Source organism: Sedimentitalea sp., assembly GCF_039973035.1.
In the GTDB taxonomy this organism is placed as follows: domain Bacteria; phylum Pseudomonadota; class Alphaproteobacteria; order Rhodobacterales; family Rhodobacteraceae; genus Sedimentitalea.
The window spans coordinates 80,478-100,146 of the sequence record NZ_JBDWLR010000078.1; the positions used below are offsets into that span (position 1 = coordinate 80,478).

The window sequence follows — 19,669 nt, forward strand, 5'->3', positions numbered from 1 at the left end:
CTAGAGCCCGAAGCTGCCGTAGGGAATGAACCGCACAGGATCACCGGGGCGGATGTGGCGTTCGCCATCTCCAATCTCGACCAGCCCTTCGGCCCAGCTCAACCCGCTGATCCGACCTGACCCTTCCGAGGCAAAAACCTCGGCGCGCCCGTCACGCACCCGCGCGCGCAGATATTCGCGCCGTCCCGGTTTCTTCCGCTTTTCAAATGCAGCGGGCACATCAAACCCTTGCGGCTCGCACCACGCGGCCCCCGCCAGCAGGCTCATCGCGGGGCGTGCAAACACCAAGGTGCAAACCATCGCCGCAACCGGATTCCCGGGCAGCCCGAACACCGGGACGCCCTGCCATAAACCAAGCGCCAAGGGCCGCCCCGGCTTGATCGCAATCCGCCATTCCTGCATCGCACCGGCCTCTTGCAGCAGGGCCGACACATGATCCTCGTCCCCTGCAGAAGCACCACCGCTGGTCAGGATGACGTCCGCCGATTGTGCCGCCGCATCAAGCCGCGCGCGTAGTGTTTCGCGGTCATCGGCGACACGACCCAAATCCACCGCGTCAAATCCAAACGCCTGCGCCATCGACAACAGCATGGGTCGGTTTGCATCAAAAATCTGCCCGGCTGCCGCGGCGTCTCCCGGCTCGACAAGTTCGTCCCCGGTTGACAGCACAGCGACCCGCAGGCGTTTGCGAACCGGCACACGCGCAATACCCACCGCCGACATCAGCGCCAGATCTGCCGCAGTGATCACTCGCCCCACGCGCAGGGCCACGTCGCCCGCAACCACATCTTCGCCCGCCTTGCGCGTGTTCGCGCCAGCTTTCAGCGGCCCCCGAAAAGCGATCTGGACTCCGTCGCAGGTTACATCCTCTTCGAGGATCACCGTATCCACTCCACCGGGCACAGCCGCACCGGTCAGAATTCGGATCGCATGGCCTGACGGAACGGTTCCATCAAACGGCACCCCGGCCGCAGCGCGGCCTTCGGTCAAGGGCAGCACATGCGATCCTTCGGCCGCGCCGCCGGCAAAGCCATAGCCATCGACCGCCGAGTTCGGCTGTGGCGGGTTGGATCGCGCCGCTATCACGTCCTGCGCCAACACACGGCCAAACGCATCTTGCAGCGGAATGGTTTCAGTGCCCGTCACCGGGTTCAGCCTGCTACGCAGCAAGTCCAGCGCATCCTCAACCGGCGTCCATGCGACACCGGCGGGCAAGGCAAAGCAATCGTTACGCAACGGCGGAGGCGCGATCGGCTCGCGGGCTGTATCTATCAGGCGTACTTCGTGACCCAACCCCATGATCCATCCTTCCTCCGGCGCATCGACAGCCAGCATTTCATCAAGGGCTGAGGGGTCCAGCCGTGACAGTGCACCGGCCAGCAACCGCACCTGCGCCGCATCACGCAATTCGCCATTTGCCTCGGCCTGTTTGACCACAGGATTGATCAGGCCCGGCCAGATTTCGACCAACGCGACCGGCGTATCGAGCGGTTCGAATGGCCAGACGGAAACTGCGCCTGCAAGGTGTCGCCGCAACCGCGCCAGTACTGGCAAACCCATCAGGATCTGCGAGCCGACCGCCCCGGCACCAGACAACTGCCAGCAGGCAAAACTGCCCTTGGCCTGTTGTTCACAGGCACGTCGTTCGATGAAATCGTTGGCGTAAGCGGTCTTGTTACGCGGCAATCCGTCGATGTCACGGCTCAATCCGTTGCCCCAGAACGGTCCGCGCCCATTTCCAATCGTACGATTGATCTCGCCCGCAACGTCAAACCGGTTGTTGCCTTTCGGCGCGTCGTTGATCTGTTTCTCAAGCCAATCCCACAAAACCAACGGATCATCGCCGCCGGTCAGAGCGCGGCAAAACCCAGCAGGATAGCCAAACGGGAAATCAAAGCCGATCATGACGCGACGCCTCGCGGCGGTCTCAGCTTCGAGTAGATCGCGCAACCACTCTTCGGCGACCTGGCGGTTGCGCAGATACACAGGTTCTTCGGTCTGACCCTCGCGCGCGATGCAGGCCCAGATTGCGTCCTTTTTCGGTTTCGCTCCCCGGTCGTTTCCACCAGACCAATCCACGACAACAAAGGTGTCAAACCGACTCACAGGCCAACCTCGGCAAGAATGAAATCAGCGATCCCTGATGTGTCATCCAGATCAAAAACCGGACAATCCATCTCGAGCGGCACGTTGCTTGCCACCGCGCGAATGGTTGTGTCGTCGGTAGCAATCAATCTCTGGCCCGCTTCGGCCCGATGCGTTTCGATCTTGGCATGGGTCTCTGATTTGTATCCTTCAATCAGTACCAGATCGACTGGTGACAAACGCGCCAGCAACGCCTCCATCCCCGGCTCGTCCTCATCCCGCAACTCGTGCATCAGCGCCCAGCGTTTGCCTGATCCCAGCAACACTTCTTGCGCCCCAGCCACGCGATGGCGGTGGCTGTCCCGCCCCGGCTGATCGACGTCAAACGCGTGATGGGCATGCTTGAGGGTCGAAACTGAATATCCACGCCGCGTGATCTCGACCACCAACCGTTCGACCAGCCCGGTCTTGCCGGTGTTTTTCCAGCCGACGATCCCATAAACCTTCACGACGCGCCCTTTCGCATCTGCTCGGCCTTGGCCAAGTCCTCGGGCGTGTTGACGTTGAAAAACGGATCGACATCACCGATTGGAAACACGGCCTCGCGCCCTTTGTGTCGCTCGGTCCACAACACCACCTTGCGCAGGCCATCATTCAATGCCGCGCGCAGATCGTCGCGCAACGACACGGGCCACAGACCAAAGGTCGGGTGCCGCACCTGACCACGCTTGGCATCCGGCGTGGCGGCCAGAACCAGAGCTGTTTCTATGCCCTGCCCGGTCGCTTGCAGGCGGGCCACCAGATCGGCGGGAAAGAACGGTGTGTCTGCGGCCGCTGTCACAATGCTGTCTGCACCTTGCGTCGCAGCCCAATCAAGTCCGGCCAGTACCCCGGCCAATGGCCCGGCGTAACCTGAGATACTGTCAGCAAGAACCGGCAAACCAAATTCGTCGAACCGTGCTGCTTCCCCGTTGGCATTCAACGCCAGACCCGACACCTGCGGTGCCAGCCGATCAATCACATGCGACAGCAGAGGACGGCCCCCCAAGGTCAGCAATCCCTTGTCGCCGCCACCCATCCGGGTTGCCAGCCCGCCGGCAAGGATCACCCCCAGTGGACCGCTCATGCCTCAGCACTCTTTCTGCGATGTTTGCGCTCCTCGGCCGGAACCGACGCAGGGTCAACATCGCGCAACAATCGCTCGTCGCCTGCAAGGCAAACAAACCGCTGCCCACGCATCCGGCCGATCAGTGTCAGCCCCACCTGTCGTGCAATCTCTACGCCCCAGGCCGTGAATCCGGAGCGCGAGGCGAGCACCGGAATGCCCATCATCGCCGTCTTGATCACCATTTCCGAGGTCAGCCGCCCGGTGGTGTAAAGGATTTTGTCCTCGGCCCCGGTGCCGGTCTGCAGCATCCAGCCTGCAATTTTGTCGACCGCGTTATGTCGGCCAACGTCCTCCATATAGACCAAGGGCCGATCCTCATTGCACAGGACGGTGCCGTGAATGGCCCCCGCTTCGAGGTACAGCGACGGTGTCCGGTTTATCGTGGCCGAAAGCGCATAGAGCCAGCTCGTGCGCACCGGCGTTGCAGGCAGGCGCACATCTTCGAGCCCTTCCATCATGTCGCCAAAAACCGTGCCCACGGCACAGCCTGAGGTGCGGGTCTTCTTCTTCAGCTTCTCTTCGTAGCTGGTCTGACGTTCGGTCCGCACGACGACGGTTTCCAGATCATCGTCGTAGTCGACCCCGGTGATCCGGTCATCAGGCAACAGCATCCCTTGATTGCGCAGGAAGCCCAACGCCAGGTATTCGGGATAATCGCCAATCGTCATCGCCGTCACGATTTCCTGCGCATTGAGGAAAATCGTCAGCGGGCGCTCTTCCACCACATTGATCCGGCTGATCTCACCGGCTTGATCAACCCCTTCGACGGCCCGCGTCAACCGCGCGGCCGAAGGGTCAGGCGCGATGATATAGTCCGCGATGTCCACTTCTTTGGCCAATTGCAAACCTCCCCGTTCGTCGCTAGTGCAGTCGAGCACAGTCTAAGGTCAACGCATGCCCTCCACCACCGCGAAATCGTATTTCTGGAAAGGGATAAGGGACAGCAGCCCCTTCATCTTTGTCGCCGGACCGTTTGGGCTGTTGTTCGGAGTTCTTGCCACCGAGGCCGGCTTGAAACTCTTTGAAACGATGACATTTACGATGACGGTTTTTGCCGGTGCCGCGCAGTTCGCTGCACTGCAATTGATGCAGGAAAACGCGCCAACCCTGATTGTTCTGGCCTCAGCACTTGCAGTAAATCTGCGGGTTGCGATGTATTCCGCCTCGCTCACTCCCTATCTTGGGGCCGCACCACTTTGGCAGCGGGCTTTGGTGGCGTATTTCACCGTCGATCAATCCTATGCCCTATCTGTTGTGCAGTTTGAGACCGATAAGAGTATGTCCCTGCCCGAGCGGCTCGCCTATTTCGCCGGAACCTGTGCCTTGATCGCCCCGTTTTGGTACGGCGCCACGCTGGTCGGAGCGGTCATGGGATCGCGTATTCCTGAGAGCTGGGCGCTCGATTTTGCTCTGCCCATTGCGTTTCTGGCGATGATTGCGCCGATGCTGCGGACCACCGCACATATCGTTGCTGCAGTGGTGTCGATCGTCACCGCGATTGCCGCAGCCGGGTTGCCGTACAATTCCGGATTGTTGATCGCAGGACTTGCCGCGATGATGGCGGGCGCACGCACCGAAGTCTGGCTCCAGCGGCGTGGGTTGTGGACATGAGCCCCGATCCCGTCACACTCTGGACCGTCATCATCGGGCTCGCCATTGGCAGCTTTGCCCTGCGATTTGTCTTTATCGGGTTGGTTGGGGACAGGCCATTGCCCGCATGGCTGCTGCGCCATCTGCGGTATACGGCCGTGGCGATTCTGCCTGCACTTGTCACGCCGCTGGTCATTTGGCCGTCAGCAACCGGTGGTACGCCTGATCTGCCCCGTATCGCAGCCGCAGCCGCAACCATCGTGGCCGGTCTATTGACCAAGAACGTCATCGTCGCAATATTTGCAGGCGCGGCCACACTCTATGGCCTGCTCTATTTACTGGGTTAGAGGCGTAACGCCTTCCTCCAGCGCCTTTTGCAAATCTGCGTCATCGTCTTCGTAGTATTTCGTCGTGGTGACACCGGGAATCTGCCCAAACTGCTCCATCAGCTTGTTGGGCGACATCACGGATTTGATCGATTCGAAGCCCGGTACCTGTGACAGTAACTCTGATGTGCTCGAGGTGCATAAGGCGTCCATCACCGGCCCGGCCTGAAGCGCAAGTTGATAGGCGGTTTGTGCCTGAGCCGCGGAAACATCAATCGTCTGGCTGACCACGTGATAGGTGCTGCGCGCATGGGCACTGCGATAGCCCTTTTCCATGCCCGGCGTGATCCCGAACAGCACGTCATGCCGCTCTGGTGTCGCCTCGGAATAGAACGAGCCGGCAGGATCAAAGATCACCCGTTCCGACGCATTGATCAGCAACCCGGTGTGCGCACCACTCCCAGTGCGGTTGTTGACCATGGTGTAGAGGGTCAGGGATGGCGGGCCGGAATGGCGATAAGATGCGCGTGCGACGACGTCGTCAGGCGCATAGACGCGCGGCTTGCTGCAACCCGCCACCACGAGGATCAAGGCCAGACAGGCAAATACTGTTTTCATGTTCAGGGTTGGGATCAGCGCGCAAAAATCGCCAGAAACACCAGAAACGCGAGAATGCAAATCACAGACCATGTGGTGAATCGCATGAAACCTTCGAATGTCTTAGTCTGAGCTTCGATGTCCATCTCGCCGTGCTTGTAGTCCGCCATCTCTGAAATCCTGTTCGCTTTGCGTTGCAGTTACCTAACGCATTCGCAAATCCCTGTCACCGCGTCAACCATACACGGCGCAGCAAATCTTTGTCATTCAGCGCCACCAAGCCGCAGGATCGAGCAGTCGGGCCAGCCATATCCCCATCGCCAAGGCAGGCCGGAACACGGTCCGCCTCCGAATCGCACTGCAAGATACATGCTCTGGGCGATGATCTCATAGGCCTCCTCAACCGTCTCAACCTCGACGTCGTAATGGACGGCGACACTATCCTTGCGGCTCTCACCTGTCTCCATCACGCAGCTTCGTAGTTCCGCATCCGCCTGCAACCTAGCATTATAACTGGCGGCGGCAGTTTCCGCCCCGGTGATCCCGTGATAGGCGCGATCGTGGGTCACGCAGCAGGACTCCCACGGAGGGGCCTCTTCGTGCGCCTCCGCAAAGTCCGGCAGTTGCGAAGACACAAGTCGCCACACATCAGACAACCCGCCACTGCACCCATCGGTTTGAAACGGGGCCAGTGTGGTGTCGCCTTGCCCGATCCGTGTGATCAACGCCCGATGGGCGGGCATTTCCAGCGCCTTGGTGATGCCACCGCTCTGGCTTTCGTCGCTTTCGGCAAATACGCTGCCCGGCAGGATCACCGCGAGTGCGGCTATGTTACGGAGATTCATCGCGATACTCCTTTGCATTGATCGACAGGCCCAGTTCTTCGGACATCCACAGCACCAACCGCTCCGGCGTGCTCAGGCCCGCCCGGAATTCCAGCACCTGTCGCGCCAGCGCCGGTTCATCGGTAATCAACCCGTTCACCCCCATGGAAATCATCTTGGACATGTCCAGTGGATCATTGACGGTCCAAACATAAAGGTCTTTGCCTGCGTCCTGAATGCTGCTGGTCAGCCAGGGAGTTGTTCGTCCCATGCTCAATGCGACGAAGTCCCCGTCCAGTCGGGCCATGTTACCCACCACCGTTGCCGCAAGAACGCCCGTTCGCCAGTCAGGCTCCAATTGCCGCATCTTTTTGACTGCCGGGTACTTCAGCGACATGGTGGCAATGTTGCCGACCATCCCGGTATCCTTGACGATCCCGATCACCCGGTTTTCCAGATCCACGTCATGACCGTAATATTTCAGCTCGATCAGAACCTTTGATCGCCCTTTCGCAAGCTCCAGCACGTCGCGCAACAACGGCGTTCGTTGGTCGGCATATGTCGGATCGAACCAGCCGCCGATGTCTATATCGGCAAGCTCTTCGAACGTGGCGTCCCAAATTTTCAGATTGATGCCCGACAGTTTCATATAGTCGCTGTCATGGATCACGACGACCTGCCCGTCAGCGGTTTCCTGAACGTCGATTTCGACCCAGTCAGCCCCATCCTCCAGTGCTTTCTCAATCGAGGCCAGAGTGTTCTCAGGTCGGCTACCTGCCGCACCACGGTGCGCGATGATTTCGACGTCGTCCTCGGTAGAGATATCGTCCAGCAACTCTGCCGCCGACCAGAACCCGATCCCCACGACGGCCGCCAGCGCGGCACCGATCCACTTCATGCGCAGTTTAAACCCACCCGCACCGCGCACAGGTTTCAGCCGCACTCCATCTGCCACGAACCCGTCGACCACATGGGCGAGCGCGCCAAGAGCGAGGGCCGAAACTACAGTCGCCATCAGACTCCAAAGCGTTACACCCGCAAGCGTCATCGCCAAAGCCAGACGCAATCCTCCGTCCAGACGCAACGGCATCAGGTTCAGGAGAGCTGTCGCGATCAACCCGACGCCGGTTACAAGAACGACGCGGATAGCCAACCAGACCACCACTTCTCTCTGCAACCGGAATCGTCGTCCGGCCATGCGGGTTGCGCTCGCGGCAAAAGCATTGCGCGGCGTGACATCCTCGAACAGCACCAGATGCAGGGCTAACGCCCAGCCGGTCAGCCTGACAAGCAGCAACCATGCAAGAACCAAGACGATGACACCTATCAGCGCGCCAGCGATCCACGCAGCTGGCGGCTTTTTGGTCAGATAATAATTGATGTCGTAGTCCGACAGCAGCAACCACGCCACCAGCAACCCGGCCAACACAAATGGCAGCGCGATCACCAACACCCGCAGAACGAACAAGACGGCGAACACGACCAGCGGCCTTACGCGCCGAATCACGGCAAACAGCGCCGCGCGCCCGTTTGCCAGTCGATCGGACCCGTCCGCACGCCACAGTGCCGCCATCAAAGCAAACCCCAGAACCTCGACCAGCAAGAACAGCGCCATTACAGCGATGGCAGCAACAAACCCTGCTGGCGTCAGAAGAAATCCGGCGATCTCCTGATCTGTCAGCGCCGACTGATCCGAAAGGGACACCGCGAGATTCAGCGACAAGCCCAGCAAAGGCGCCAGCACAGCATAGACCACGAGCCGCAGCCCCAGATAGATTCCGATGATGGCGATTCTGCGCGACCAAGCGGCCCTATAGGCGGCGATTACAGTGGCTAAGGCCGGCATAGGCGCAATGCTCCTTCAGGCTGCGGGACACCCGCGCCATAGAACGCCACTCACCGCTCTGACGCAAGAGTGCGTCAGGTGTTTTCCAGATCTGCTGCCAAACGAAAACCGATCCGGTTCGCCGGAACATCCGCGCTTGGTTTCGCTTGGGCACGCAACATCACGCTCAGTTGGCTCACGTGCTGGATCAACTGGGTCCGCGCGCCGCTGGCATCAGTTCCATAGAATGTCACGATATCGGGATCATAGAACCCCAATCCTTCGATCCGCAGCACCCCGGCATTGCCGCCAACAAAACCCATGGCAACTTCGTGTTCGCTGTCCAACTGCTCCTCGAAGTTGCGGATGTACATGATCAGCCGCTCATAGGCCCATTGTGCGGCGCTCTTGCCCGCCACCGGCTGCTTTAGGCGATCCGGAACGCAGTCCGGACCCGGACAATTCTCGGGATCGGCATGAACCTCATGCATCCGGGGCAACACATCGCCCTCGATCGCTTCGGCCGTTGTCTTGATATCGTCATCCATCTGAACCTGTCCGTGTCTGATACATCCAGGCGCCGTCGTCGCCGCGGCTGCGGCTGACCAGACCCGCATGATACAGATGGTTCACATGCGCCACCGATTCAACCAGCGCGAGTCCGTATTCGCCCGCACCAATTCGCCGCTTGAACAGGGTCGGGAAACAGGCCGCCGCCGCATGCGGGATTTCAAGGAACTCTTGCAAGCGACGCAACGCCCCGTGATGGTTCTCGATCAGCTGCTGCAACCGGAATGGCAAGCCGGTGAATGGCAGCTTGTGTCCACCCAGTACCAACTGGTCCTCACGCGCCAGCGGCAGAAAGCGCTCGCAAGCCTCAAGCCATCCTGCAAGCGGATCAGCCTCGGGTTCGGTGGCGTAGACACCGATGTTGGGGCTGATCGAACAAAGGATCTGATCACCTGCGATCACAAGATTGTCGTCCCGGCTCCAGAACGTGGCATGTTCCGGCGCATGTCCATTGCCGATATGAACATCCCATGTTCGCCCGCCCATGCGGATCGTGCCACCCTGTTGCACCCGCGTGAACCCCAGTGGCATCGGCGCGACGATATCGGCGTAGTTAAATGGCTTTTCCTCGGCCCGCTGCGCGAGGATATCCGCATCCATCCCGGCGCTGCGCCAGAATTCCAGCGTTTCTGGTGGTGGCAACTGCTGATCGTCAAGCAACAGCATCCGCGCGAACAACCACGACGTCCGGGTCGAGACCAGCTCGGCCCCATGCTCGGTCTGAAACCATCCGGCAAGGCCGACATGATCCGGGTGATGATGGGTGATGACCACCCGCTTCACCGGTTTACCCGCCAGCGGCCCATTCATGAGATCGGTCCAGATGCCCTTGGTCAACTTGCTGTCAAAACCGGTGTCGATGATGGTCCAGCCATCCCCGTCATCCAGAGCATAGACATTCACATGGTCCAGTTTCATCGGCAGCGGCAGGCGCATCCATAACACGCCTTCAGCGACTTCGATGGCCTGTCCTCGCTCGGGCGGAGTTTGCCACGGATAGCGGATGACGGGAGGTGTCGTGCCATCCATGCTCATGCGCTCAACTCATCTGCATTCAACGCATAAAGGTCCGCAGACCCGGCCTGCGCCTGAATCAAGAGCCCTGCATGTTCCGGCAACAATCGCGTGATGTAGTACCGCGCCAGTTTCTCCCGCGCGCCGCCCCGGTCGGCCAAGGCCGCCGCGAGGTGGTAATGCCCGCCCAGAACCCGCGCAAACGCACGCAGATAGGGTACCGCCCCGGCAAAGCGATCATTCATGTCGGATTGCGACACCAGCCACTCTGTCGCCTCGCGCAAGGATTCGGTGGCCTGCCATACGGCCTCGGCCATCTCGGGAAACGCCCCGCGCGCGTCTTCGGCATGGGCTTCGATCTCGTCAAGAAGCCGCGCCGCCGCCTCGCCGCCGTCCATCATCTTGCGCGCCACAAGGTCCATCGCCTGAATACCGTTGGTGCCTTCGTAGATCGCGGTCACACGAACGTCGCGATAATACTGCGCGGCACCGGTTTCTTCGATAAAGCCCATGCCACCGTGTACCTGCACACCGGTCTGTGCGATCTCGATCCCCACATCGGTCCCAAACGCCTTGGCAATCGGCGTCAACAACGCGGCCCGTGCGCCCCATTCCGCATCGCCTGTCGCCGTTTGCATGTCGATTGCGACCGCGCAGGCCAGCATGATGGCGCGCGCGGCAAAAAGGTCGGCTTTCATGGTCGTCAGCATGCGGCGCACATCAGCGTGGTCGATGATGGTCCCGCTGGGCGTCTTGCCCTGCTTGCGCTCCATCGCATAGGCCAGCGCGTGCTGATAGGCACCTTCGGCCGCGCCAACACCCTGCCCCCCGACGCCAAGGCGTGCATTGTTCATCATGGTGAACATCGCCGCCATGCCACAATGTTCGTTACCGACCAGCCAGCCGGTCGCGCCGTCATATTGCATCACGCAGGTCGGGCTGCCGTGCAGGCCCATCTTGTACTCAAGGCTCACCACTTTGAGGCTATTGGCCACGCCCGCATTGCCGTTTTCATCCGGTATCCGCTTGGGCACCAGGAACAGGCTGATCCCCTTGGTGCCCGGCGCCCCGTCGGGCAGTCGTGCCAGCACGAGGTGACAGACATTGTCGGCGAAGTCATTGTCGCCCCAACTGATGAAGATCTTTTGCCCGGTCACGGCATAGGTGCCATCGCTGTTCGGTTCGGCCTTGGAGCTAAGTGCCCCGACATCCGATCCGGCCTGCGGCTCGGTCAGGTTCATGGTGCCCGCCCATTCGCCGCTGATCAGCTTTGGCAGGTACAACTCCTTGATCGCATCACTGGCGTGATGATCCAGTGCCTCAATCTGGCCCTGGCTCATCAAGGGCGCCAATTGCAGCGACAGGCACGCGGCGCTCATCATTTCGCTGACGCTGGTGGTAAGCGTCATTGGCAGGCCCATTCCACCATATTCCGGGTTGCCGCTCATCCCGATCCAGCCGCCTTCGGCGATCGCGGTCCAGCCATCCGCGAAACCGGGGGACGTGCGCAACACACCGTTTTCCAAACGTGCGGGGTGCAGATCGCCGTTGCGCTGCAAGGGGGCCATGACCTCTTCGCACATCTTGCCTGCCTCGGTCAGGATCGCGCTCACCATATCGGGGCTGGCTTCGTCAAAGCGTTCGGTCCCGGCCACCTGATCAAAGCCGACAACGTTGCGAAACAGGAATTCGTAATCTTGGACGGGCGCTCGATAGGACATGACGGACCTCTTGTAATGAGTAACGGCGGGCTTGGCTTTGACGCGTGTCGCCACTATGGGACGGGGTAGACCCTATTGCAAACCACCGCGCGCCCTTGCGCAACTGGAACGCCGCGTCACGGATATGCCAACACAACCGACACAAACCTTGACTGCCTCATCCGCTGATCTTGCGCGGGCCGCTGATCTGCTGGCGCAGGGCGACTCAGTCGCCTTTCCAACGGAAACAGTTTACGGGCTGGGTGGAGACGCGCGATCGGGGCCTGCGGTTGCGCGGGTATACGAGGCCAAGGGCCGACCCGCCTTCAACCCGTTGATTGCACATGTCCCTGATATCGAAACCGCGCAACGGCTTGTCATGTGGTCCCATATGGCCGACAGGCTGGCAATGGCATTCTGGCCCGGCCCGCTGACCTTGGTTCTGCCGCTGCGTGAGGGACACGGCATCGCGCCCCTTGTCACCGCAGGTCTTGATACGCTCGCGGTGCGCGTACCCGCGCACCCAACTGCGCGCGCGTTACTTCGTGCTTTTGGTGGCCCGCTTGCCGCGCCCTCGGCCAACCCGTCCGGGCGAATCAGCCCGACCACCGCTGCACATGTCCTTGCCGGATTGGGCGGACGCATCGCGGCTGTGATTGATGATGGCGCCTGCGACGTTGGGTTAGAATCCACAATTGTCGGCCTTGCCGATGACACGCCGCGCCTGCTTCGCCCCGGTGGCCTGCCGGCAGAGCCGATCGAGGCTGCACTTGGACAGGAGTTGGTGCGGCACCACGTCTCCGACGCACTTAACGCGCCGGGCCAACTGCTTTCACACTATGCGCCAAAGGCAACGCTCCGGCTGAACGCCGAGGTGGCCCGGACGGATGAGGTGCTTCTTGCCTTTGGTGGAGTTAGCGGCGATTTGAACCTTTCGCGAAACGGGGACCTGACCGAAGCGGCTGCCAATCTCTTTGGTCATCTGCATGAGTTGGATCTGACCGGACGGCCCATAGCGGTCGCACCCATCCCCGATCATGGCCTCGGCGCCGCGATCAATGACCGTCTTCGCCGCGCCGCCGCGCCGCGCGATTCATAAGGGTTTTGGGTGGGTGAAGAATGAAGGGCGCTGCCCCTCACACTCCCCGGAGTATTTGGACAAAGACGAAATTCAGGCGTGTCCTGCACTTGCCGAGAGGCTGAGGGGATCAACTCCCAACGACTGCAGCGCCGCGCCCCATTTCTCGGCATCGGCCATATCAAAGACCAGATCCGCATCCGCTTCGGCGGTCAGCCAGCCATTCATGGAAATCTCGCCTTCCAGCTGGCCCGGCCCCCAACCGGCGTAGCCCAGCAGCATCAGCCCCCGTTTTGGCCCGGTGCCGGTGGCAATGTCTTCGAGGATGTCCAATGTCGCGGTCATACTGAATTCGTCAGAGACCGCCAAGGACTGCAGATTCGATTGGTAATCGGGCGAGTGCAGAACAAAGCCGCGTGCGCTTTCGACGGGGCCGCCGAAATAAACGGTCATATCCTTCGCTGGCTCGTCAGGCTTAATGTCGAGCTGCTCCAGCAAGTGAGAGAGGCGCACGTCCTCTGCCGGTTTGTTGACGATCAGCCCCATCGCACCCTCGGTGCTGTGGCTGCATAAGAATATCACCGAGTGTTCAAAACGCAGATCACCCATTCCGGGCATCGCAATCAGCAGTTTTCCGGTTAGATCCATGAGTTTTCCCGCTGTCGTCTCCTGCACGTCCATAGGTTCAACATGGCGCCAGCCCTATCCCGGCGCAAGAGACAGTTCGGGTGAATTTCTGCGATGTAGTGATCTTGACCGGAACGTGACTTGGCATTGCACCACGGAACGCGCATTTAGATTGTCATGACATCACGCATTCATTCTCTGCTGGCTCTCGTCGCCGCCATCACGTTCGCCGCCCTGCCGCTGCACGCGCAAGTCAAGGTAGGCGATCTGGTGCGGGCCGATGTTCTTGACGGCGGGCTGACCAAGCGCGGCACATACATGACCGCGCTGCGTTTAACTCTGTCGGACGGTTGGAAAACCTATTGGCGCGCGCCCGGCGATGCGGGCATACCGCCGCAGTTTGACTGGGGGCGCTCACAGAACCTCGGACATCTGGAGATCACCTGGCCGACGCCGCATGTGTTCGATCAGAATGGCATGCAGTCCATTGGCTACAAGACCCAGTTGGTCCTGCCGGTCGAGATCACCCCTGCGGATCCTTCGCGCCCCGTACAATTGCGTGGCAAGGTCGATGTCGGTATCTGCAAGGACATTTGTGTGCCCGGAACGCTTGCGATCGATCATCAATTGGATGCCAAGGCGGGCCGCAACCCGGCCATTGCCGCAGCGATGGCGCAGCGACCGTTCACCCAGAAGGAGGGGGGCGTGACCTCGGCCACATGCCGGCTCTCGCCGGTTGATGGCGGGATGCGCCTTCAGGCCAGGATCGCAATGCCATCGGCAGGAGGCCAAGAGGTTGCCGTGATCGAACCGGGGAGCCCGCGCATCTGGGCTTCGCAGACCGAAACCCGTCGCGAAGGCGGAGCGCTGTTGGCGGTCAGCGACCTGATCCCGGTCACCGGCGGTCCGCTTGCGATCGACCGTTCGGCGATCCGCATCACGGTTCTGGGAAAACGTCACGCAGTTGATATCCGTGGCTGCACACCGGGTTAATATGGCCAGCCAAGCACCTCGGCTCGGTGCTATTGCCGTGGTGATTTCAGACGGTCACGTTTTGCTGGCGCAACGCAGAAATCCACCGGATGCCGGGCTCTGGGGGTTTCCCGGTGGCCACGTGGAACTGGGGGAAACCGCGCTCGCCGCCGCCGCGCGTGAACTGCATGAGGAAACCAGTGTGATCGCTACGCCGGTCGACTATATCACCAATATCGACGTAATCGGCCGGGACACAGATGGCCAGACCATCCTGCACTATCTGCTGGCTGCAGTGCTGTGTGAGTATGTCAGTGGGACGCCATGTGCCGCTGATGATGTCGAGGATGCGGCGTGGTTCCCGTTTGAGCAAGTAAGGCGCGGCGACCTCGCGATGAGCGACCGCGTAATCTCTGTGATGGATCAGGCCATCGATTTGCGCAAATAGCCCATCACCGCAGTCACCCAAGCCAGCGCAACGATTAGTACCGCACCCGGCAAAAACACAACTAGTGCCGAGCGCATTGGTGTCATATCGCGAAGGACAGGGAACAGATCGGCCAACTGTCCCGGCAGCGCCCCGGTCACGACCGTCAGCCCGAGCGTCGCCGCCAACCAGCCAAACAACAGCGCCCCTGTGGCCCAGATCATCCCACGCAACGGTCGGACCGGGCTGCGCAAAGCCCGCCGCAATGCCGCCAGCGGGCGCGCGATATCCTGCTGCGCGGCCACCAGCGCCGGTACGACCAACAGCACGAGGATCATGCCAAAGGCCAAGCCATAGACCAGCGTGATTACTGTGGGTTTGAGGAACTGTGCCTGCTGGCTCTGTTCAAAAAGCAGCGGAGCGAGGCCCAGAACCGTGGTCAGCGTGGTCAGCATCACCGGGCGCAGGCGATCCATTGCGCCTTCGATGATAGATTGGAACAGGCCGCGTTCGCGTGCGTATTGGTCAATCGTGGTCACCAGCACAATGGAATCGTTTATGATGATACCGGTCATCCCCAACAGACCGACGACCGTGAACATACTCAGCGGCACGCCCCAATGGTGATGGCCCCAAATTGTTCCGACCAACCCAAAGGGTATGATTGCCATGACCACCAAAGGTCGGGTCCAGCTTGCAAACACCCAGGCCAGCACCAAGTAAATCCCGGTCAGACACAGGATCAGACCGTTTCGCGCATCGGTGAGAAAATCGCTTTCCTGCTCGCTCAGCCCGGACAGGCGCCAGTCTACCTGCCGTTCGCTGGCGATCTTGGGCAGGATCTCGGCTTCGAGCGTGGTCTGAATTTCGGCGGCGCGGGCGGGATCATCTTCGGCAATATCGCCGGTCACTGAAATCAGCCGAATGCCATTCTCGCGCCGCACGGTCGAAAAGCCGGTACGCTGCTGCACGCTGACCACATCCGACAGCGGCACGTAGACGCCATTTGGTGCGCGCATATAGGTGCGCTCAAGAAAGTCAGCGCTTAGCTCCCCTTCGGGCAGTTCCACGCGGATCGACGCGCTGCGCGGACCATCCGGATAGGTCGCCGCCTCGATCCCGTTCAGCCGCGCCCGCAGGGCCTGCCCCAGCGTGTCGATGGTAAAACCCAATGCCTGCCCCTGTGGAGTCAGATCAAGGATGAGCTCCTCCTTGTCATAGGCCAGATTGTCCTCGACTGCAGACACTTCGGGATAGCGCAGCAAGGCCGCCTGCAGGTCCTGACTTGCGGCCTTCAGGGTCTGCACATCGGCACCAAAGAACTGCACATCCAGCGCATCTCCGCCCGGCCCGGATCGCCAACCGCGAAAAGAAACCACTTCGACAAGCGGATGGCGGCGCACCGAATCCTGAAGTTCTCCGACAAACGCAAAACTTGAATAAGGACGCAGATCGGCGTCGATCAATTCAATTGCGATACCGCCCAGCAAGTCACTGTCCTTGATATCTGCGCCGGGTAGACTGCGACCCGAATTGCCCCCGACTTCTGCCATCACGTAAAGCAGCGGGTTGGTGCCATATCGGTCCTCATAGTCCTTGCCCAATGCCTCGGTCGCCCGTTGCATTTCGCGCTTCATGGCAAGCGTATCGGTCCGCGTGGCCCCTTCGACCATAGCAAAATTTCCGGTGACAGAACCCCGCTCTGGCGCGTTGAAAAAGCGCCATTGCACATCCCCGCGGATGAACACCGCGACCTGACTTGCAAGAACCGCAACCGCCGCCGCCAGCACCACATACCGGCCCTTGATCACCCACCCCATGAATGGGGCAAACAGACGATCCCGCACCCATCGGAACCCGCGATTGACCACCCGGTTGGGCCAGTCGTACCAATGCTCTTTCGCCGAATGCGCGATGGCGTGAGACATATGATTGGGCAGGATCAGAAAACACTCGACCAAAGACGCGGTCAAAACTGCGATCACGGTGAATGGAATATCCTTGATCAGGTCGCCGAACCGCCCGCCAACTGCCGTCAGCCCAAAGAACGCGATCACTGTGGTCAGGGTGGCGGCAAAGACCGGCATTGCCATCCGGCGGGCGGCATTTTCGGCGGCCACGACCGGATGCTCCCCCAGACGCCGCGACCGGAAATCGGCGTGCTCGCCCACCACAATGGCATCATCCACAACAATCCCAAGCGTGATGATCAAGCCGAACAGACTGACCATGTTGATGGTCAACCCGCCGATATACATCAGAGCAATCGCGGCAAACATCGCCACCGGGATCCCGGCGGCCACCCAGAACGCTGTCCGGGCGTTGAGGAACAGGAACAGCAGCCCCACCACCAGCCCGAGGCCCATGATGCCATTCTCCACCAGAATGTTCAGACGCCCGCTGATCGCCTCGGCGCGGGTGCGGATCAAATCGATCGTGACCCCGGCGGGCAGGCTCAACAGCATTTCGTCGGCGACCTCTTCGACCTGCCGCTGAATACCGATTGCATCGCCCTGATCCGACCGGTCCACACGGATCGACATGGCGGCATTGTCGCCCACGAAATAGCTGCGGTTGCGGTCGACCCCCTCGACCCTGATCGTCGCCACATCCCCGACCGTCAGCGTGGAGCCGTCCGGGTTCGAGCGCAGGACGATCCCCGAAATATCCTCGGGCGCGCGTTTTTCGGTGCCTGTGCGGACCCGTGCGTTGGCCCCTGTCACATCGCCTGCCGGGTTGGTTTCAACCTCGGCCGCCACGGCATTTGCGATCTCGGTCATGCTGATATCATTCGCGATCAGCTTGGCCGACGGGACCTCGATCAGGGTCTGCGGGGCGGCAACTCCGCTGATCGTGGTCCGCGTCACGCCAACCGCGAACAGGCGATTGACAAATTCGTCCGCAAACAGCGCCAGTTGTCCCGCCCCAATCGGCCCGGTGATCACCACATCCGTGACCCGATCCCGCCATGCACCCCGGCGCACGGTCGGCTCTTCAGCCTCGTCCGGCAGCGTTGTCACGGCATCGACCGCCGCCTGCGTATCATCCGCCGCCCGCGCCATATCCCAGCCGGGTTCGAACTCCAGTTCGATGATCCCGATGCCTTCACGCGACGACGAGGATGAGCTTTCAACCCCATCCACGGCCAGTAGCGTCGGTTCGAGCACCTGAACGATGGCCCCGTCGACATCCTCGGGGCCCGCGCCTTCCCACTCGACCCTGACGGTCACTTCATCAACGATCACGTCCGGAAAAAACTGCGCCCGCATATTCGGGATCGCCGCAGTCCCCATAACCAGCATGACAAGCAGCAAGAGGTTCGCGACCGTCCGGTGCCGGGTGAAATACGACAGCACCCCGCCTGCCGCCTTGGGAATCTCGCGTGCCATCCTGCGTTATCCGCCACTGCGGGATTCGATCCGCTCGACCAGTCGGGACGGAACATGGGTCTCTGAGAGTTGCGCGAGAACCCGTGCCTTGGCCTCTGCCGGCATTCGTTGGTTGGCCTCAATCGCCGCAACCAGCCGCGCGCGGCGGTCGTCGCTGAGTTCCAGCATCGCCTGTTCCGGTGTGGCGCTCGCCTCTTCCCGCAAGGGCCGCACACGGATACCCGCGCCCAACAGCGGTGTGCGTCCGACCACGACCTCTCGCCCGGCGAGCCCGGCGCCACGCACCAGAATGTCATCACCCTGCCGCCGCACCAATTCCACCTGCAGCGATTCAAGCCGGTCCTCGACCCCGAGCACCAGCACCGTCTGCGCCGCATCCAGCGCCGAAGCGGGCAGCCGTGCGACATTTTCTATCGGCGGTTCCTGTACAGACACGGTGACAAAATCCCCCGGCTTGAACCCCGGCGCGTTGCCCAGCCTCGCAAAGATCATCCGTCCGGATTGCCCTTCGCCCGCGATGGCACTGTCGCGGTTGATCCGGCCCTCTGCCAACAACTCGGCGCCAGTCACATCCAACGACGCCGTGACATCAGCCGAGATCAGCCTGCCTGCATCATCCAGAAGCCGCGAATACTGCGCCGTGGACACCCGAAACGCCACCTCAAGCGCGTAGGGATCAATCAGCGTCGCCAGTTTTTCGTTCGTTGAAACCAGCCGGCCTTCGACCAGGCTTACCTCGCTGAGCGTGCCATCAAAGGTGGCGCGCATCGTGGTTTCCGCCAAGTCCCTTTCGGCTGTGGCGACCGCGATCCGAACCCGCGCAAGTGATGTTGCCGCCTGATCCACCCGAGCTTCGGCCTGCGCCACCGCCTGCCGCCGCGACAGAACCGCCTGCCGCGCCGATGCAGCGGCAAGTTCGGCAACTTCGACCGTCAGCGCGGTACCAACGCCACGTTCCTGCAGGTTCTTTTGTCGATCAAACGCGCGTTCACGCAAGGTCGCCTGATCCTCGGCTGCTGCCAGTTCGTCACGCGCCAGAAACAGCACCCGTTCTGCATCACGCTGTTCGGCCTCGGCATCGAGAAGATCGCTCTGCAGCCGATCCAGCGAGGCCTGTGCATTCGCCGGATCAATCTCGACAAGAATATCGCCGGTCCGGACTTCGCCGCCTTCTTCAAAGCTCTCGGCCAATGACACGATGCGCCCGCCCACCGCCGTGCGCAGCTCAAGCATACGACGGCTCTGCACCTGCCCAAAGGCCTGCAACAGCGGCGCTATCGTTTCGTTTCTGGCCGTGACCACGTTCACGGCAAACACACGCTCGCGGGCTTGCGGAGGGGTCTTGTCGTCGCTCATGCGCGTCTGCACTGCGGACATCACCATGCTGACCGCATAGATCATCAGCGCCAGCGTCACGGACGCCAGCAACAGACCAACCAGACTTTGTCGTAAAAAGCGCATCGTAAACATCCCCAGG

19 protein-coding genes are annotated in these 19,669 nt (G+C 61.0%); 5 read left to right on the plus strand and 14 right to left on the minus strand.

Translation table 11 applies throughout. From position 1 onward, the window contains the following. The 4 genes from glp to ABJO75_RS18880 are packed head-to-tail and all read right to left on the minus strand — an operon-like array spanning position 1 to position 4,098. Positions 1 to 2,106 carry a gephyrin-like molybdotransferase Glp gene (gene glp / locus ABJO75_RS18865; RefSeq protein WP_348124233.1) on the minus strand — a complete coding sequence of 702 codons (2,106 nt, stop codon included), beginning with the start codon at positions 2,104 to 2,106 and terminating at the stop codon, positions 1 to 3. Continuing rightward, on the minus strand, positions 2,103 to 2,594 hold the full coding sequence (gene mobB / locus ABJO75_RS18870) for a molybdopterin-guanine dinucleotide biosynthesis protein B (protein ID WP_348124235.1): 492 nt from the start codon (positions 2,592 to 2,594) through the stop codon (positions 2,103 to 2,105). Before mobB ends, glp begins: the two co-directional genes overlap by 4 nt. Then, positions 2,591 to 3,211, minus strand: coding sequence for a molybdenum cofactor guanylyltransferase MobA (gene mobA, locus ABJO75_RS18875; protein ID WP_348124237.1), 621 nt, complete (start codon positions 3,209 to 3,211; stop codon positions 2,591 to 2,593). The genes mobB and mobA overlap by 4 nt, the downstream gene beginning before the upstream one ends. Next, positions 3,208 to 4,098 (minus strand): formate dehydrogenase accessory sulfurtransferase FdhD, encoded by an 891-nt coding sequence (locus ABJO75_RS18880; protein ID WP_348124431.1) that lies wholly within the window; start codon positions 4,096 to 4,098, stop codon positions 3,208 to 3,210. Before ABJO75_RS18880 ends, mobA begins: the two co-directional genes overlap by 4 nt. 49 nt (positions 4,099 to 4,147) lie before the next feature. On the opposite strand from ABJO75_RS18880, the gene ABJO75_RS18885 reads away from it, so the two are divergent. Together ABJO75_RS18885 and ABJO75_RS18890 are read left to right on the plus strand one after the other, a co-directional pair. After that, a complete protein-coding gene (locus ABJO75_RS18885) occupies positions 4,148 to 4,864 on the plus strand; it encodes an AzlC family ABC transporter permease (RefSeq protein WP_348124239.1) in 717 nt (238 codons plus the stop codon). Further along, a complete protein-coding gene (locus ABJO75_RS18890) occupies positions 4,861 to 5,190 on the plus strand; it encodes an AzlD domain-containing protein (RefSeq protein WP_348124241.1) in 330 nt (109 codons plus the stop codon). Before ABJO75_RS18885 ends, ABJO75_RS18890 begins: the two co-directional genes overlap by 4 nt. Here the strand turns inward: ABJO75_RS18890 and ABJO75_RS18895 are convergent. From ABJO75_RS18895 to ABJO75_RS18925, 7 genes are all read right to left on the minus strand, one after another. Beyond that, a complete protein-coding gene (locus ABJO75_RS18895; RefSeq protein WP_348124243.1) occupies positions 5,179 to 5,787 on the minus strand; it encodes a hypothetical protein in 609 nt (202 codons plus the stop codon). The two genes, ABJO75_RS18890 and ABJO75_RS18895, sit on opposite strands and share 12 nt — an antisense overlap. A 14-nt stretch (positions 5,788 to 5,801) precedes the next feature. Next, positions 5,802 to 5,936, minus strand: coding sequence for an aa3-type cytochrome c oxidase subunit IV (locus tag ABJO75_RS18900; protein WP_348124245.1), 135 nt, complete (start codon positions 5,934 to 5,936; stop codon positions 5,802 to 5,804). A 93-nt stretch (positions 5,937 to 6,029) separates the two neighbouring features. Beyond that, positions 6,030 to 6,611: a hypothetical protein gene (locus tag ABJO75_RS18905; protein WP_348124247.1), complete on the minus strand. Its 582-nt coding sequence runs from the start codon at positions 6,609 to 6,611 to the stop codon at positions 6,030 to 6,032. Continuing rightward, entirely contained in the window at positions 6,598 to 8,436 is a 1,839-nt protein-coding gene (locus ABJO75_RS18910) for a glycerophosphodiester phosphodiesterase (protein WP_348124249.1), read from the minus strand. The genes ABJO75_RS18905 and ABJO75_RS18910 overlap by 14 nt, the downstream gene beginning before the upstream one ends. A gap of 74 nt (positions 8,437 to 8,510) precedes the next feature. Beyond that, positions 8,511 to 8,963, minus strand: coding sequence for a DUF6173 family protein (locus ABJO75_RS18915; protein WP_348124251.1), 453 nt, complete (start codon positions 8,961 to 8,963; stop codon positions 8,511 to 8,513). After that, positions 8,956 to 10,014, minus strand: coding sequence for an MBL fold metallo-hydrolase (locus tag ABJO75_RS18920; RefSeq protein ID WP_348124433.1), 1,059 nt, complete (start codon positions 10,012 to 10,014; stop codon positions 8,956 to 8,958). Before ABJO75_RS18920 ends, ABJO75_RS18915 begins: the two co-directional genes overlap by 8 nt. A gap of 2 nt (positions 10,015 to 10,016) precedes the next feature. Further along, the gene (locus ABJO75_RS18925; protein WP_348124253.1) at positions 10,017 to 11,720 is read right to left on the minus strand and encodes an acyl-CoA dehydrogenase; all 1,704 of its coding nucleotides are present in this window, start codon (positions 11,718 to 11,720) and stop codon (positions 10,017 to 10,019) included. 124 nt (positions 11,721 to 11,844) lie between these two features. Here ABJO75_RS18925 and ABJO75_RS18930 point away from each other — a divergent pair, with 124 nt between their 5' ends. Beyond that, positions 11,845 to 12,798 carry an L-threonylcarbamoyladenylate synthase gene (locus ABJO75_RS18930; protein WP_348124255.1) on the plus strand — a complete coding sequence of 318 codons (954 nt, stop codon included), beginning with the start codon at positions 11,845 to 11,847 and terminating at the stop codon, positions 12,796 to 12,798. 72 nt (positions 12,799 to 12,870) lie between these two features. Here ABJO75_RS18930 and ABJO75_RS18935 read toward each other — a convergent pair whose 3' ends face one another. Continuing rightward, positions 12,871 to 13,425 (minus strand): YqgE/AlgH family protein, encoded by a 555-nt coding sequence (locus ABJO75_RS18935; RefSeq protein ID WP_348124257.1) that lies wholly within the window; start codon positions 13,423 to 13,425, stop codon positions 12,871 to 12,873. A gap of 156 nt (positions 13,426 to 13,581) precedes the next feature. Here ABJO75_RS18935 and ABJO75_RS18940 point away from each other — a divergent pair, with 156 nt between their 5' ends. Both ABJO75_RS18940 and ABJO75_RS18945 read left to right on the plus strand, forming a co-directional pair. After that, positions 13,582 to 14,397 carry a protein-disulfide reductase DsbD domain-containing protein gene (locus tag ABJO75_RS18940; protein ID WP_348124259.1) on the plus strand — a complete coding sequence of 272 codons (816 nt, stop codon included), beginning with the start codon at positions 13,582 to 13,584 and terminating at the stop codon, positions 14,395 to 14,397. Between the two features lies 1 nt (position 14,398). Beyond that, positions 14,399 to 14,824, plus strand: coding sequence for an NUDIX hydrolase (locus ABJO75_RS18945; protein WP_348124261.1), 426 nt, complete (start codon positions 14,399 to 14,401; stop codon positions 14,822 to 14,824). Here ABJO75_RS18945 and ABJO75_RS18950 read toward each other — a convergent pair. Together ABJO75_RS18950 and ABJO75_RS18955 are read right to left on the minus strand one after the other, a co-directional pair. Continuing rightward, complete coding sequence (locus ABJO75_RS18950; protein ID WP_348124263.1) at positions 14,800 to 18,192, minus strand: efflux RND transporter permease subunit; 3,393 nt, start codon at positions 18,190 to 18,192, stop codon at positions 14,800 to 14,802. The two genes, ABJO75_RS18945 and ABJO75_RS18950, sit on opposite strands and share 25 nt — an antisense overlap. Before the next feature lie 6 nt (positions 18,193 to 18,198). Next, positions 18,199 to 19,653 carry an HlyD family efflux transporter periplasmic adaptor subunit gene (locus ABJO75_RS18955; protein WP_348124265.1) on the minus strand — a complete coding sequence of 485 codons (1,455 nt, stop codon included), beginning with the start codon at positions 19,651 to 19,653 and terminating at the stop codon, positions 18,199 to 18,201. Positions 19,654 to 19,669: the final 16 nt, after the last annotated feature.

Bases quoted from the DNA above. Each gene is read 5' to 3' on its own strand.
- mobA (WP_348124237.1), bottom strand. From the start codon at position 3,211: ATGAGCGGTCCACTGGGGGTGATCCTTGCCGGCGGGCTGGCAACCCGG.
- ABJO75_RS18885 (WP_348124239.1), top strand. From the start codon at position 4,148: ATGCCCTCCACCACCGCGAAATCGTATTTCTGGAAAGGGATAAGGGAC.
- ABJO75_RS18890 (WP_348124241.1), top strand. From the start codon at position 4,861: ATGAGCCCCGATCCCGTCACACTCTGGACCGTCATCATCGGGCTCGCC.
- ABJO75_RS18895 (WP_348124243.1), bottom strand. From the start codon at position 5,787: ATGAAAACAGTATTTGCCTGTCTGGCCTTGATCCTCGTGGTGGCGGGT.
- ABJO75_RS18900 (WP_348124245.1), bottom strand. From the start codon at position 5,936: ATGGCGGACTACAAGCACGGCGAGATGGACATCGAAGCTCAGACTAAG.
- ABJO75_RS18905 (WP_348124247.1), bottom strand. From the start codon at position 6,611: ATGAATCTCCGTAACATAGCCGCACTCGCGGTGATCCTGCCGGGCAGC.
- ABJO75_RS18910 (WP_348124249.1), bottom strand. From the start codon at position 8,436: ATGCCGGCCTTAGCCACTGTAATCGCCGCCTATAGGGCCGCTTGGTCG.
- ABJO75_RS18915 (WP_348124251.1), bottom strand. From the start codon at position 8,963: ATGGATGACGATATCAAGACAACGGCCGAAGCGATCGAGGGCGATGTG.
- ABJO75_RS18920 (WP_348124433.1), bottom strand. From the start codon at position 10,014: ATGGATGGCACGACACCTCCCGTCATCCGCTATCCGTGGCAAACTCCG.
- ABJO75_RS18925 (WP_348124253.1), bottom strand. From the start codon at position 11,720: ATGTCCTATCGAGCGCCCGTCCAAGATTACGAATTCCTGTTTCGCAAC.
- ABJO75_RS18930 (WP_348124255.1), top strand. From the start codon at position 11,845: ATGCCAACACAACCGACACAAACCTTGACTGCCTCATCCGCTGATCTT.
- ABJO75_RS18935 (WP_348124257.1), bottom strand. From the start codon at position 13,425: ATGGATCTAACCGGAAAACTGCTGATTGCGATGCCCGGAATGGGTGAT.
- ABJO75_RS18940 (WP_348124259.1), top strand. From the start codon at position 13,582: ATGACATCACGCATTCATTCTCTGCTGGCTCTCGTCGCCGCCATCACG.
- ABJO75_RS18945 (WP_348124261.1), top strand. From the start codon at position 14,399: ATGGCCAGCCAAGCACCTCGGCTCGGTGCTATTGCCGTGGTGATTTCA.
- ABJO75_RS18950 (WP_348124263.1), bottom strand. From the start codon at position 18,192: ATGGCACGCGAGATTCCCAAGGCGGCAGGCGGGGTGCTGTCGTATTTC.
- ABJO75_RS18955 (WP_348124265.1), bottom strand. From the start codon at position 19,653: ATGCGCTTTTTACGACAAAGTCTGGTTGGTCTGTTGCTGGCGTCCGTG.